This window comes from Nonomuraea composti, from assembly GCF_012034275.1.
Taxonomy (GTDB): Bacteria; Actinomycetota; Actinomycetes; order Streptosporangiales; family Streptosporangiaceae; genus Nonomuraea; species Nonomuraea composti.
The window spans coordinates 1-13307 of record NZ_JAATEP010000047.1; the positions used below are offsets into that span (position 1 = coordinate 1).

13 protein-coding genes and 1 pseudogene are annotated in these 13307 nt (G+C 71.7%); 7 read left to right on the forward strand and 7 right to left on the reverse strand.

The features are described 5' to 3' along the window. Positions 1-184: 184 nt before the first annotated feature. Positions 185-868: a TetR/AcrR family transcriptional regulator C-terminal domain-containing protein gene (locus HCN51_RS43560; RefSeq protein ID WP_168017847.1), complete on the reverse strand. Its 684-nt coding sequence runs from the start codon at positions 866-868 to the stop codon at positions 185-187. 111 nt (positions 869-979) lie between these two features. Between HCN51_RS43560 and HCN51_RS43565 the strand changes: the two genes are divergently transcribed. After that, positions 980-1531: a hypothetical protein gene (locus HCN51_RS43565; protein WP_168017848.1), complete on the forward strand. Its 552-nt coding sequence runs from the start codon at positions 980-982 to the stop codon at positions 1529-1531. A 550-nt stretch (positions 1532-2081) separates the two neighbouring features. On the opposite strand, the gene HCN51_RS43570 is transcribed toward HCN51_RS43565, so the two are convergent. Further along, positions 2082-2795 carry an SDR family NAD(P)-dependent oxidoreductase gene (locus HCN51_RS43570; protein WP_206068579.1) on the reverse strand — a complete coding sequence of 238 codons (714 nt, stop codon included), beginning with the start codon at positions 2793-2795 and terminating at the stop codon, positions 2082-2084. A gap of 82 nt (positions 2796-2877) precedes the next feature. Between HCN51_RS43570 and HCN51_RS62650 the strand changes: the two genes are divergently transcribed. Beyond that, complete coding sequence (locus HCN51_RS62650) at positions 2878-3846, forward strand: cupin domain-containing protein (RefSeq protein ID WP_168017849.1); 969 nt, start codon at positions 2878-2880, stop codon at positions 3844-3846. Here HCN51_RS62650 and HCN51_RS43580 read toward each other — a convergent pair. Next, complete coding sequence (locus tag HCN51_RS43580) at positions 3825-4115, reverse strand: hypothetical protein (protein WP_168017850.1); 291 nt, start codon at positions 4113-4115, stop codon at positions 3825-3827. The two genes, HCN51_RS62650 and HCN51_RS43580, sit on opposite strands and share 22 nt — an antisense overlap. A 33-nt stretch (positions 4116-4148) precedes the next feature. Continuing rightward, positions 4149-4601 carry a carboxymuconolactone decarboxylase family protein gene (locus HCN51_RS43585; RefSeq protein ID WP_168017851.1) on the reverse strand — a complete coding sequence of 151 codons (453 nt, stop codon included), beginning with the start codon at positions 4599-4601 and terminating at the stop codon, positions 4149-4151. 97 nt (positions 4602-4698) lie between these two features. Here HCN51_RS43585 and HCN51_RS43590 point away from each other — a divergent pair, with 97 nt between their 5' ends. Next, positions 4699-7563, forward strand: coding sequence for an AfsR/SARP family transcriptional regulator (locus tag HCN51_RS43590; protein WP_206068580.1), 2865 nt, complete (start codon positions 4699-4701; stop codon positions 7561-7563). Positions 7564-7798: 235 nt separating this feature from the next. Further along, positions 7799-8195 (forward strand): annotated as a pseudogene (locus HCN51_RS43595) (transposase); the annotation flags it as partial. Positions 8196-8338: 143 nt separating this feature from the next. Here the strand turns inward: HCN51_RS43595 and HCN51_RS43600 are convergent. Further along, positions 8339-8809: an ATP-binding protein gene (locus tag HCN51_RS43600; RefSeq protein ID WP_168017853.1), complete on the reverse strand. Its 471-nt coding sequence runs from the start codon at positions 8807-8809 to the stop codon at positions 8339-8341. A gap of 258 nt (positions 8810-9067) precedes the next feature. Further along, positions 9068-9910 carry a helix-turn-helix transcriptional regulator gene (locus HCN51_RS43605; protein ID WP_168017854.1) on the reverse strand — a complete coding sequence of 281 codons (843 nt, stop codon included), beginning with the start codon at positions 9908-9910 and terminating at the stop codon, positions 9068-9070. Between the two features lie 486 nt (positions 9911-10396). Between HCN51_RS43605 and HCN51_RS43615 the strand changes: the two genes are divergently transcribed. The 3 genes from HCN51_RS43615 (at position 10397) to HCN51_RS43625 (ending at position 12460) form a co-directional block, all read left to right on the forward strand. After that, complete coding sequence (locus tag HCN51_RS43615) at positions 10397-10714, forward strand: Atu4866 domain-containing protein (RefSeq protein ID WP_168017925.1); 318 nt, start codon at positions 10397-10399, stop codon at positions 10712-10714. 97 nt (positions 10715-10811) lie between these two features. Beyond that, positions 10812-11570: an SDR family NAD(P)-dependent oxidoreductase gene (locus HCN51_RS43620; RefSeq protein ID WP_168017855.1), complete on the forward strand. Its 759-nt coding sequence runs from the start codon at positions 10812-10814 to the stop codon at positions 11568-11570. Between the two features lie 101 nt (positions 11571-11671). Continuing rightward, positions 11672-12460, forward strand: coding sequence for an SDR family NAD(P)-dependent oxidoreductase (locus HCN51_RS43625; RefSeq protein ID WP_240973865.1), 789 nt, complete (start codon positions 11672-11674; stop codon positions 12458-12460). 219 nt (positions 12461-12679) lie between these two features. On the opposite strand, the gene HCN51_RS43630 is transcribed toward HCN51_RS43625, so the two are convergent. Further along, entirely contained in the window at positions 12680-13243 is a 564-nt protein-coding gene (locus tag HCN51_RS43630) for a dihydrofolate reductase family protein (RefSeq protein ID WP_168017857.1), read from the reverse strand. Positions 13244-13307: the final 64 nt, after the last annotated feature.

The window sequence follows — 13307 nt, forward strand, 5'->3', positions numbered from 1 at the left end:
CCCGGCCCTTGACACCGTCCTCGGCACCGCCCGGGCGCGCGATGTTCGTGGCGCAGCAGCGGCTCGTCGGGGACCTGGCCGAGCCGGCGCAGCGCCCACTCGGGCGGGTTGTGGGCGGCGCGCTGGCCGAGCTGCTCGGTGCGCTGGTCCATCCGCCCCTTCTACGCTCCGCTCCGCGTGCGTCTCACGATGGCCGGGTGCCGAGCTCGGATTGCAGGCCGTTCAGGATCGTGCGCAGCCCGAACTCGAGATCCTGGTCGGGCGCCGGCGGGAGGGTGCCATCCTCCTGCGCCTGGCTGTGGGCGCGGAGCCGCGGGAACCTCATCGCGATCTCGGTCGCCTGCGCCATCATGGTGCGGATCTGCTCCTGCTCGTCGCCGCCCGTGCGGCGCAGGCGCGCTCGCCACGCCGCTTCGGAGGCCACGCCGAGCGCGTTGCCCAGGACGAAGGTGAAGACGGTCTTCATGGCCCGCTCGGCGTCTCGTCCGGTGAAGCCGGCCGCCAGGTAGACCGCGAGCAGGTGATCGTCGTGGCGGGCTTTGCCGGGGCCGTACAGCAGGTGGGTGCTCATGGCGGGGACCAGCCACGGATGCCGGATGATCATGGCGTACAGCCCTTTGGCCATGGCGGTGGCCGCCGCCTGCCAGGTGACCTTCTCCAGGTCCGGTAGCTCGATCTCCGCCCAGACCGCGTCGGCGGCGAGCACGAGGAGGTTGTCCTTGCTCTTGACGTGCCAGTAGACGGCCGTGGCCGCGGAGTTCAGGCGGGTGCCGAGCTGGCGCATGCTCAGGCCTTCGATGCCGTCGCTGTCCAGCAGCTCGACGGCCGTTCGGACGATCTGGTCCTGGGTCAGCGTCTCGCGTGGCACCTGCCCAGGATAGGGCGGTCTTGCACAGCGTTCGAGCCTGGACTTGCACAGTGTTCAAGTGCGGCCCTACGCTCCCACTTGAACAGTGTGCAAGTCGTCGGAAGGCATGCCGTGATACCGGTCGTAGTTCTGTGCGCGTCACTCCTGCAGCTCCTGCTCGCGGGCACCTTCTTGGTCATCCCCGTCATCGGCCGGCGCCGTGGCCCCGACGCGCAAAGGGCGGCCGAGGCCGAAGTGGCCAGACAGGGCATTCCGGGCGACGTCCTGGCCCGGCACCGGATCGACTTCGGAGCCAGCCGGGCCAGCGTCGTCCTCGCGATGTCCATCGGCGTGTGCCTCATGGCGCTCGCCCTGCTCAACCTGAGCGGAAGCGGCACCGGCCGACTGCTGTCCTGGATCTTCCAGGCGATCGTCTTCGTGCTCGGCTGCGTGATCATGCCGGGTGAGGTGTTCACCACGCGATACCTGAAGGCGGCCGCCCGCAAGTCGGACGACCCGAGCCTGCGCGGCCTCGACGTCGGAGCATTCGTCGACGCTGCCGCGAAGGCGTACCCGTCCTGGTTCCGCGGGGTGATCGCCGCCCGCCTCGCCCTGACGACGGCCGGCTCGCTCCTGGTCATCGGCTTGCTGGCCACGCCTGCAGCCGGCGGCTACTTCGCGTGACACCACTGCGGCGAAGCGCCCGACGCGCACCGAGTGCAGTGTGGCGCCCGGCAGTGCGGATCAGCGCCTCGATCATCTGAACCGGCCCGCGCGGCAGTGGGTCGTGCACCGCGCAATCGAGAATGTCCTCGGCCGTCGCGCTCGGTGCCTCCATCGCCGTCCGGGTCGCCATGAAGTCCACGTCAGCCCTTCACCGGCCGCGGCGAGTTGCGCGCTCGCGCGGAAAGCGCGCAACGGCTCTCCCGCCGTCAGCCCGGACCGTACGTGAGCTCGCCACCGCCCAGGGACACCCGGCCGCCTGAGCCGGCGTACATTTCGCGTAGTCATTCGCGCTGTTGGCGTCAGAAATGCATCGCCTGTCCGTAGTCGGCGGGCTGGACGCGCTGTCGCTGGACGCGATGGCGGCGGTCGCGTACGGGCCAGGCCCGAGGCGGTCGTGCTGGTGCTCGCCCTCGCGGGCGTTCGGCATCGGGCCCGGACGTTGAGCACGCCAGTCGCGTGGCGTCCCGCTTTCCCGCGATCAACCGGTGCGCTTCCGGATGAGCCCTCGTCAGGCGGGGACGTGAGCCTCCAGCCTGGCCCGCGTGGCGTGCATGTCCCACAGGAGGTCCGCCAGCTGGGCAGGGTCGGCTGCGGGCATGTCCGGCATGGGCTCGCCCTGGGCCAGCCGTCGCTGGTAGTCCTTCTCGAAGGGGGTGCCCAGGATGCGGGCGCCGATGTAGAGCAGGCCGACGTACACGCCCTGGCCTGTCACCTCGGCCGCCAGCGACTGCAGGTAGTTCCGCTGCGCGGCCAGGATCGTGGGCCAGCCGCTCATGTGCGGGCGGCCGTGGACGGCGGCGGCCCCCTGAGCGCTGAGGATGGCGCCGTCGCCGCGCTCGATCATGGCCGGCAGGAACTCGCCGACCAGGCCCATGAGGGTGTAGAGCGTGATCGGCAGCCGGTCCAGGATCAGCTCGCGGGTGAGCCGGGTGGCGGGTACGAAGGCCAGTTCCGTGGGGGCCGGGCCGTAGTAGAACGCTGTGGGGTCGCCCACCTTCTCCCTGATCCGGCCGGCGAGCGCGGGGACGGTGTCGCTCCGGTCGAGGTCGCCGGTGATCACGTGGGCGGTGACGCCGTCGGCGGCGAGCTCTCCTGCCAGGGACTCCAGACGTTCGCGGCGGCGGGCGACGAGGACGACCTCGTACCCCTCCTTGCCGTAGCGGCGGGCGACCGCCTGGCCGACGCCGGGACCGCTTCCGAAGACTGCGATGGATTTCGTCATGACACTCAGCGAACCGCACCGGCCGGCAGATGATCCATGGGAGAAAGTCTGAAATGCCTTTGCGATCGTCTAGGTTGGGCGGGTGGACGTGCTCACCGATCTGCTGCACCGTGCCCGCGCGCAGGACGCCCTCGTCCGGCAGCTGATCCAGCCGCCGCCGTGGGCGATCACGTACGCCGACGCGCCGCCCCTCACGGTCGCGGCCACGCTCGGCGGGCGGGCCGTGATCCGGCTCGCGGACGCTCCTCCCACCCGGCTCTGCTCGGGTGACATCGCGCTCATCACCGCTTCCGGCGGCTACACGATCGCGGACGACCCCGCGACCCCGCCCCAGTACGTCATCCGCGACGGCCGCAAGTTCCTGCCCAGCGGCGCGCCCGTGCCCGTGGACGACGTCCCGGCACCGGTCCCCCGCACGTTCGGCACGGGCCTGTCCGGTGCGGGCCTGTCCAGCCCGGGGTCCGGCGCCACCGTCATGCTGCGCGGTGCGTACGACCTGCGCGGCGACGTGGCGTCCCGCCTGCTGGAGCTGCTTCCCCCGCTGGCCGTCGTGCCGGCCGGGCCGCGTACCCGGGTGCTGCTCGACCTGCTCTCCACCGAGGCCGCCAGCGGCGAGCCGGGACAGGACACCGTGCTCGCCGGCCTGCTGGACCTGATCCTCGTGATCGCGCTGCGGGCCTGGTGCATCAGGCCGGAGGCGACGCCGCCCGCCTGGTACCGGGCGTTGAGCGACCCGGTGATCGGCGAGGCGCTGCGCCTGCTGCACGAGGAGCCCGCGCATCGGTGGACGGTGGCCTCGTTGGCGGCGAAGGTGGGCCTGTCCAGGGCCGCCTTCGCCCAGCGGTTCACCGCCCTGGTCGGCCGGCCGCCGCTCGGCTACCTCACCGATTGGCGCATGACCCTGGCCGCCGACCTGCTCCGCGATCCCCGCAGGAGCGTCGCCTCGGTGGCGCGCGAGGTGGGCTACGGGGATGCTTTCGCGTTCAGCGTCGCGTTCAAGCGTGCTCGCGGGTGCACGCCGTCGCAGGCTCAGCGTTCGTCCACGACCTGACCGTTCTGGGCGGTGGCGTCCTTGGTGAGGGCCATGGTCAGCGGCGCCTCGGCGAAGGTGGCGATGGCGGCGAACGCCGCGCCCATCTGCCCGGCGTCCTCCCAGTGCCAGGTGTCGGTGTAGGTGCCGTCCTCCAGGCGGATCAGCACGGTGCGGGTGAGCCCGGGGTGCCGCTCCCGTACGGTGGCGATGAGGGAGGTGCGGCGGGCCAGGAACTCCTCCAGGTCGGGGTCGGCGACGGAGTAGTGGTGCGCGCGTACGGCGGACATGTCAGTTGTCTTCCTTTCGTGGGTGTGCGTGGATTACCAGCTGCCGGCGACCTGGCGGATGGGGGCGTTGAGGCGGTTGAAGAGGTTCGTGGTGGCGGTCATCAGCAGGATCGAGGCGAGCTGCTTCTCGTCGAAGTGGTCCGCGGCCTCGTCCCAGATCTCGTCCGGCACGGCGTCGGTGCGGTCGGCCAGCCGGGTCGCGCACTCGGCCAGCGCCAGCGCGGCCCGCTCGGCGTCGGTGTAGTACGGGGCCTCGCGCCAGGCCGCGACCAGGCCGAGGCGCTCGTCGGTGGTGCCGAGCTTGCGCAGGTTCTTCAGGCCCGCGTCCACGCAGAAGCTGCAGCCGTTGATCTGGCTGACCCGCAGGTGGATCATCTCCATGAGCTCCTGCGGGAGGCCCTGCGACTGGGCGGCCTTCATCAGCTCCATGATCGGCTTCATCGCGGCGGGGATGACCGTGGCGGGGTTCTTCATCCGGGCTTCCATCGTTGTCTCCTCTGTCGTGCTTCGTGTGAGATCAGAGTGGACGTCCGGATTGATACATTCGCTATGCGTCCACGATGTGCCGGAGATGGGGGTCACGATGCTGCGCTTCTCTCTGCTCGGACCCGTGCAGCTGACCCTCGACGGCACGCCGGTCCCGAGCATCGCCCCACGTCATCGGGCGGTCCTGGCCTACCTTCTGCTCAACGCGGGCCGGGTGATCAGCATCGAGCGGCTGATCGAGGCGATGTGGGGTTACGACATGCCGGACACCGCCCGCTCGCAGATCCACGCCTCGATCACCGCCATCCGCAAGGCGCTGCGCGGCGCGGGCGCCGAGGGGCTGCTGGAGACCCGGGCCGGCGGCTACGTGGCGCGGCCCGAGCCGGGGCAGGTGGACACGCAGGAGTTCACCGAGCTGGTGGCGGCAGGGGCACTGCGCGAGGCGCTGGGGCTGTGGAGTGGTGAGGCGCTGGAGGGGGTGCACGCGCATTACGTCGCCGGGGTCAGGGAGTTGTGGAACGAGCGGCGGCTGTCGGCGTACGAGCGGCTGGTGGAGGGTGAGCTGGCCGCCGGACGGCACGCTGAGCTGCTCGACGAGCTGGCCGCGCAGGTGAGCGCGTACCCGCTGCGCGAGAAGCTCACCGGCCATCTCGTCCTGGCCCTGCACCGCGCGGGCCGCCAGGCCGACGCCCTGGCCGCGGCCCGCGCCTACCGCACGGCCCTCGCCGACGAACAGGGCCTCGACCCCGGCCACGCTTTCACCGAGCTGGAGCAGGCCGTCCTCAAGGACGACCCGTCCCTGCGCCTGCCCGCCGCCCCGGCCTCCTTCGTGGGGCAGAGCGCTTCCGCGGCCGGGGCGGTGGCCGTCCCGGCGGGCTCGGGCGCCTCCCCTGCGGGGCCGGGCGCCTGGCCGGCGGGGTTGATCACCGCCGCACAGCCGTCTCGCCGCCCGGCCTTCCTTCCGTACGACATTCCCGACTTCTCCGGAAGGGCCGTCGAACTGGAGCGGCTCGTGGCCGAGCACCACGAACCGGGCGTCATCACCATCGACGGCATGGCGGGCATCGGCAAGACCACGCTCGCCGTGCACGTGGCCCACCGGCTGGCCGAACGCTATCCGGACGGGCAGCTCTTCCTCGACCTCCAGGCCCACACCGCAGGCCGGGAGCCGATCGACCCGGCCGCCGCGCTGGAGGCGCTGCTGCGGCAGCTCGGGGTACAGGCCGACCGCATCCCGGTCACGACGGCCGAGCGGGGCGCGCTCTGGCGGGCCGAGCTGGCCGGGCGTCGCGTGCTGGCCGTCCTGGACAACGCGCGCGACGCCGACCACGTACGCCCCTTGCTGCCGGGCCGCTCCGACACCCTCGTCCTGATCACCAGCAGACGGCGGCTCGTCGGCCTGGACGGAGCCCACGCGCTGTCCGTCGACGTGCTGGCGGAGCGGGACGCGCAAGAGTTGTTCGAACGCATCGTGGGCGAGCGCGCCCGGCAGGAGCCGGACGCCGTCCGCGAGGTGCTGCAGCTGTGCGGGCACCTGCCGCTCGCCCTGCGGATCTCGGCCGCCCGCCTCCAGCACCGCCCGAGCTGGACCGTGGCGTACCTGGCCGGCCGGCTGAACGACCACCGGCGGCTGCTGAACGGCGTGTCGGCCGCCTTCGCCCTGTCGTACGAGCAGCTCGACGAGGCGGAGCAGCGCATGTTCCGCCTGCTCGGCCTGGTGCCCGGCCGCGACATCGACGCCTGCGGCGCGGCGGCCCTGGCCGGGATCGACGAGGACGAGGCCGAGGAACTGCTCGAAGGGCTCCTCGACGCCCACATGCTGCTGCAACGCGAGCCCGGCCGCTACACCTTCCACGACCTGCTCCGCGAGCACGCCCGCAGCCTCGCCGAGAACGACGGCGCGGTCATGCGGCTGCTCGCGTACTACCTGCACCGCTCCCGCGCGGCGATGGACCGGCTCTTCCCGCACAGCCTCGCCGAGCGCGAGGGCATCCCCCAGCCCGCGACCCCGATCGCGCCCCTCCGCGACGCCGCCGAGGCGAGCGCCTGGCTGGACGCCGAACGCGCGAACATCATCGCCACCGCCGTCCACGGCCCGGAGATCTGCCTGGGCATGCTGGCTTTGACCATGCGCCCGTACCTGGACCGGCAGGCCCACCACGACGACGCGCTCACCCTGCACACCCTGGCGCTCCAGCGCAGCCGCAAGCTCGGCGACCGCGAGGTCCAGGCGCGGGCGCTGACCGACCTGGCGTGGACGTACTGGCGGCTGGGCGAGTACGAGCGGGCCGAGGAGCACGCCCACCGGGCCCTCGACGCGTGCGAGGAGGCCTACGAGCGGGCCAGGGCCCTGCTCACGCTGGGCAACGTGGCCCTGCGCAGGCGACGGGACGTGGAGGCTGAGCAGTACCTCAGGCAGGCGCTCGACCTGTCCCGCATCGGCGCCGACACCTGGGGCGAGGCGCACGTCCTCGGCATCCTGGCCCTCACCCTGGACCGGGCGGGCCGTGCCGAGGAGGCCCGCCGCCACCTCGACCTGGCCCTCGCCCTCCACCGCAAGGTCGGCAACCCGGCGGGAGAGGCGGCCACCCTCGACCACCTCGGCATCGTCCTGCGCCGCCAGGGCGAGCCGGCCCAGGCCCGCGCCCGCCACGAGCAGGCCGCCGCCCTCTACCGCGAGCTGGGCAACCCCGCCGACGAGGCCGGGGCGCTCAACGGTCTGGCCGAGGCGGCGGACGATCCGGCCCGCGCGATCGAAGAGCACACGGCCGCGCTCGCCCTGGCCGACCGCACCCGCAACCGCCCGGAGCAGGCCCGCGCGCACGACGGGCTGGCCCGCGCCCACCTCGCCCTCGGCCACCCCGAACAGGCCGGCGAGCACGGCCGCCTGGCCCTGGCCCTGTACGCCGAGCTCGGCGTCCCGGAGGCCGAGGAGCTGCGCGCCTTCCTGGAACCCGCGTGAATCACGCTGACCTGCCGAAACGTGCAGCGCACGGGCTATCGCGGGGAGCCGTCCCGCAGCCGGGACGCGACCTCCACGTGCAGACCGCCGCCCTCCCCCGCCCCCGGCACGTTGAACTCCACGGCGTTGTCCACCCGGCTGTCCACCAGGTTTGGCCACCAGGTTGGCCAGCAGCCGTTCGACCTGGGCCCGGTCGCCCGCGACCGGTGCGGGCTTCGATGTCCGCGTCCAGCACCCAGTGATCGGCGGATTCACCCCGGACGACTTCGCCATCGACACCGCCGCCGGCACGGTCACCTGCCCCGCCGGGCACACCGTCCCGCTCGCCGCACCAGGAGGCCGCTACCAGCAACGCCGCGCCACCTTCACCGGCCTGTGCGCCGCCTGCCCGCTGCGCGAGCGGTGCACCACCGCCAAGACCGGCCGCGTGCTCACCATCCGCCCGCACCACCACCTACAGGCCGCCGCCCGCCACCAAGCCGCCACCGACCCCCGCCTGGCAAGACGACTACCGCCGCTGGCGCCCCATGGTCGAACGCGCCGTCGCCTGGCTCGTCGCCCGAGGCAACCGCCGCCTGCACTACCGCGGCACCGCCGCCAACGACCGCTGGCTCCACCACCGCGCCAGTTCCGGCGCAAGGGTGCTGGACCTGCTAGGAAAGGCGGGTCGTACGGCGACCGACGTGGCTCGTGACTTAGACATCAGCACCCAGACGATCCAAACCTGGCGGCGGCAAGACCCTATCGACTGTGGTTTGGGAGAGATGGAGCCGCATCATGCCGGCTGGAAGCTGATCTGGACCCGTAGACCGCCCTCGGGAAGGGCGTGGGCGTCGAGCCGGGCGTTGTGGGCGGCGGCGATGGCGGCCACGATGGACAGTCCCAACCCCGACCCGTCCTCCTGCCCGGTCCGCACCGTGGCGAGTCTGCGGAACGGTGCGAACAGGGAATCGACCTGATCGGCGGGGATGGTCGGCCCGCTGTTGCTCACGCACAGCGTCGGCCGCCCGGCGTCGAGGCCTGTCCGGATTCTCACCCAGCCTCCCCTCGACGTGTTGTGGCGCACGGCATTGTCCAGGAGGTTGGCCGCCAACCGCTCCACGAGCGTTGGATCGCCTGATGTGCAGGCCACGTCCAGCTGTGTCTCCAGTCGTAGCCCGGGATTGAGCGGATCGAGATCCGCTGCGACGAGGCCACCACCGCCGGCGCGGCCATCCCCAGGCGGCTCGGCTACTGCCTGGACCACATTGAGGACTACAACCGGGACGCGCCCGAAGACACTTGCCGCAAGATGATCTAGATCCACGCTAAGGCTGGTGGATCGCAACACGGCTGAACCAGCGAGAGAACGATGCCGGGCATGCCCATGAGGATCACACCGATGCCGGTGCGGTCGGTCACCAGGAGCGGCGCGGGCGCCGGCTCGGAGCGGTTCGCGGGAGCGCGACATCAGTGAGTTCTTTCATGCTCCACCGGTGACCGCCGGACGGGGCGGACCGGCCCTTCACCTGCGCGGTTCGCTCTGGCGCCGGGTGGCGTGGATGGAGCCGAGGAGGCCGAGGGCCTGGGCGCTGGCGCTGCCCGGCTCGGCGTGGTAGATCACGAGCTGCTGGCCGGGGGCGTCGCGGACGTCGAAGGCCTGGTAGGTGAGCGTGAGCGGGCCCACGTCGGGGTGCAGGAATCGCTTGGCGTCCTGGGTCTTGCCCCGTACGGTGTGGGCGTTCCACAGCCGGGCGAAGTCCGTACTCCGCTCGGCGAGATCGCCGACGAGCTCGGCCAGCCGCGGGTCGTCCGGGGCGAAGCCGGCCGCCTGGCGCAGGTTGGCCACGGTGGCCTGGGCCGCCCGGTCCCAGTCGGTGTAGAAGCGCCGGCCGGCGGGGTCGAGGAAGGTCATGCGGGCCAGGTTGTCCGCCGGCTCGAAGGGGCTGTAGAGGGCGTCGGCCAGGGCGTTGGTGGCCAGGATGTCCAGGGTCCGGTTCATCACGAATGCGGGGGTGTGCGGGTAGCCGTCCATCAACTGGCGCAGCGCCGGGCTGACCCGCTCGGCGGCCTGCGTGAAGGGCCGGTCGTCAGGGGTGGTCCCGGCCAGCCGGTACAGGTGCGCCCGGGCGTCGGCGTCGAGGCGCAGCGCGCGGCCGAGGGCGTCGAGCACCTGACCTGAGGGATTGCGCTCGCGCCCTTGTTCCAGGCGGGTGTAGTAGTCGGCGTTCACACCGGCCAGGACGGCGACCTCCTCACGGCGCAGCCCGGCGACTCTGCGGGCTCCGTAGCTCGCCATGCCGACGTCCTCCGGCCGCAGGGCGGCGCGGCGTGCGCGCAGGAATTCTCCCAGGTGGTTGCTCCCCATGCGACCACGCTATCCGGCGGCCCCGTGTGCTGCCTGGGTGCGCCGCACCCAGGCAGCACACGTCCTGGTTGATGCCTTCTGACCTGCGCAGACTCGATGAAGTACGGCACCCGCCACCGACTCCTCACCCTCGGAGGAAGCCCTTTGAACGCCATCCTGGACCAGCTGCGCAACGCCGTCCCCGGCCGCCGCGTCCTGCTCACCGGAGCAGCAGCCGTCGTCACCATGAGTCCGAGCTCGCCGTCGGCGTCCGGCCAGGGCTGAGCATCGATGTCGACGTCGCCTGGCCGGCGACATGTTCACGCAGATGCGCGCCCTGCACACCGTCCAGCGCATGCGCGCCGTCAACGCCGCCTACGGCACCGGCGAGCGCCCGCCCGGATCGGCGTGCACGGCGTCCTCGACTCGCCGACCGCCGGCTTTGACCGGCCGCACCGTTGCCGGCGCCGGCGTGACCATCACTTGTCCATTCAACGGAGCCCGTCCATGTTCAGAGATCCCCTGCACCTCCTCGGACTGTTCACCACGCTGCTCCCCTGCGCCGCTCCGGGCAGTGGCCGCGTGGAGCGCGCTCCGCACCCGTACGTCGGCATGTGGGTCACCGCCGACGGACGGATCCGCCAGGGACTCCTCGCCGGCGGCCGCCACGAGGAGGAACGCGACGGCCGCCAGCGTGCCTGCACGGGCCGCTACCCCGTCACGGGCACCCATCTCGACGACCACGACGACCTGAGCTTCACCGCCACTGGCGACGTGCTCCACCACGAGCGCCTCGTGCTGTACCGGCAGGAGCGGCCGTCATGAGCGGGATCGCCGGATCGGCTCCCCCGTCACCGGCGCCCGCAACGCGACAAGACCTGACCGGACCGACCACATCAACGAGAAACCCGAAGGAGTTCCCATGACAGGACCACGACTCGCCGGCAAGGTCGCGCTGATCACCGGCGCGACCGGCGGCATCGGCGCGGCGACCGCCGAACTCTTCGCCCGCGAGGGCGCCCGGCTGATGATCACCGATGTCGCCGAAGGGCCCCTGCGGGAACTGGCCTCCACGATCGAGGCCCTCGGCGCGGAGGTCGCCGCCGCCCGCCTCGACGTCTCCTCGGTGCGGGAGTGGCAGGAGGTGATCGGTCTCGTACGCGAGCGTTTCGGCAGGCTGAACGTGCTGGTGAACCTGGCCGGCATCGTGGACTGGCCCGGCATCGAGGACACGGCGGAGGATGCCTGGGACCGCGTCATCGACGTCAACCAGAAAGGCACCTGGCTCGGCATGAAGGCCGCGATGCCGCTCCTGCGCGCGAGCGGCAACGCCTCGGTGATCAACACCTCGTCGGTGCTCGGGATCGTCGGCAGCGGCGCCGCGGCGGCCTACCAGGCGTCCAAGGGCGCGGTACGCCTGCTGAGCAAGACCGCCGCGGTCGAGTACGCGCGCCAGGGCGTGCGGGTCAACTCCGTGCACCCCGGCGTCATCGCCACGCCGATGATCCAGGAACTCCTGGACGAGCAGGGTGACCAGCAGCCGGACATCCAGCGCACCCCGATGCGCCGGGCCGGGCGCGCCGAGGAGGTCGCCCCCGCCTACCTCTTCCTCGCCTGCGACGATTCCTCCTTCGTCACCGGAGCGGAGTTCGTGATCGACGGCGGGCTCACCGCGTACTGAGCAGCCGGACACCGAACAGATAGGGCCGCCGGCGCGTCGTCGCGCCGGGAACCGGCCGGTCACGCCTGCGGCGCCTGGCCGCCGCGGCAGGAAGGAAAGGGATGATGACATCCACGCATGCGTCCACCCGGACCACAGAGTCCACCGAGTCCACCGAGTTCGCCGGAAAGGTGGCCCTCGTCACCGGGGCCGCGCGTGGCGTGGGCCGGCAGACCGTCCGGCTGCTGCACCGCCGCGGCGCCCGGATCGTCGCCCTCGATCAGCGCCAGGAGGTGGCAGAGCTGCCTGCGGAGTTTCCCGGCGTGCATCCTCTGATCGGGGACGTGGCGGACGAGGCGGTGGCCGAGCGGGCCGTACGGGAGGCCGTGGAGCGGTTCGGCGCTCTGGACATCCTGGTCAACAACGCGGGCCGCACCTTGAACAAGCCGGTCACGGACACGACGGCGCAGGACTGGGACGCGCTGATGGCGGTCAACGCGCGCGGCTCGTTCTTCTTCGCCCGCGAAGCCTTCCGCGTGATGCGCGAGCGCGGCGGCGGCGCCATCGTGAGCACGGGCTCCTACGTCTGCACCGTCGGCATGCCGGAGGGCGTCGCCTACGCGGCGTCCAAGGGCGCCTTGGCCCAGCTCACCAAGGTCCTCGCCATCGAGGGCGGCCCGCTGGGCATCCGGGCCAACCTCGTGGCCGCAGGCGTCATCGAGACCGACTTCCTCGACACCTTCCGCACCGACAGCCGCGCATATTTGGCCTCTTTCGCCGGCGCCCAGCCGCTCGGGCGGGTGGCCCAGCCCGAGGAGATCGCCGAGGTGCTCTGCTTCCTCGCCTCACCGCGCGCCGGCTTCATCACCGGTGCCGTGCTCGCCGCCGATGGCGGCTTCACCGCCATGTGAGAGTCAGTCAGCGCCGGCGGCCGCAGTTCGTGGACGATCGGGTTGAGGCCCGGCGTGCAGGAGTCCGCATCACGCAGATCGCCTGGGTTGACGGCACTGATCAACTCCTTCGGTCAGTCATCGGTCGATGCGGACACTCCTACGGTGACGGTGGCCGCGTGACGCGCAGAAGAGATGGCAACGCGACGCAGAGCTATGGGGGTGTGTCCAGCGATCGGCTCAGCGGCGGACGCGGTAGCGGATGTGGGTGGCCTCGGGCGTGTCGATCACCTGAATGATCTCCAACTCGATCTCCGACGGCAGGACGTCGAACAACCGGCGTCCTGCGCCCAGGAGTACGGGGATGTGGTGGATCTGCACTTCATCCAGCACCCCCGCCTGGAGGGCCTGCTGCACCGTGTACGCGCCGCCACGAATCTGCACGTCCCGTTCCCCGGCGGCGGCCTTCGCCTGCGCCATCGCGCTTTCGATGCCGTCGTTCACGTAGGTCACCAGCGGATAGCCCCACCGGGCGGCCGGGCTGGGCGGCCGATGGCTGGGAACGAAGATCGGCAGACCGCCGTGAGAGCCGCCCCAGTGGTCCATGAGCTCAGCGGTCCGCCGTCCCGCGAGGATCGCACCGGCCCCGTTCCATTCGTCTTGGAACTGCTTGACCGGCCCGGGATGCTGGTCCGAGTCGGCCCACTTGTGCAGCCGCTCGCCATCGTCGCCACCGAGGAAGTCGTTGGGGTCGGCGATGTACCCGTCGAGGGACATCGACATGTCGAGCACTGATTTGGACATGGCCCACTCCTTGTTTCACGGCGTGGCCCCTCGGCCACCGCGTTCCTCATGATGCGGCCAGGTC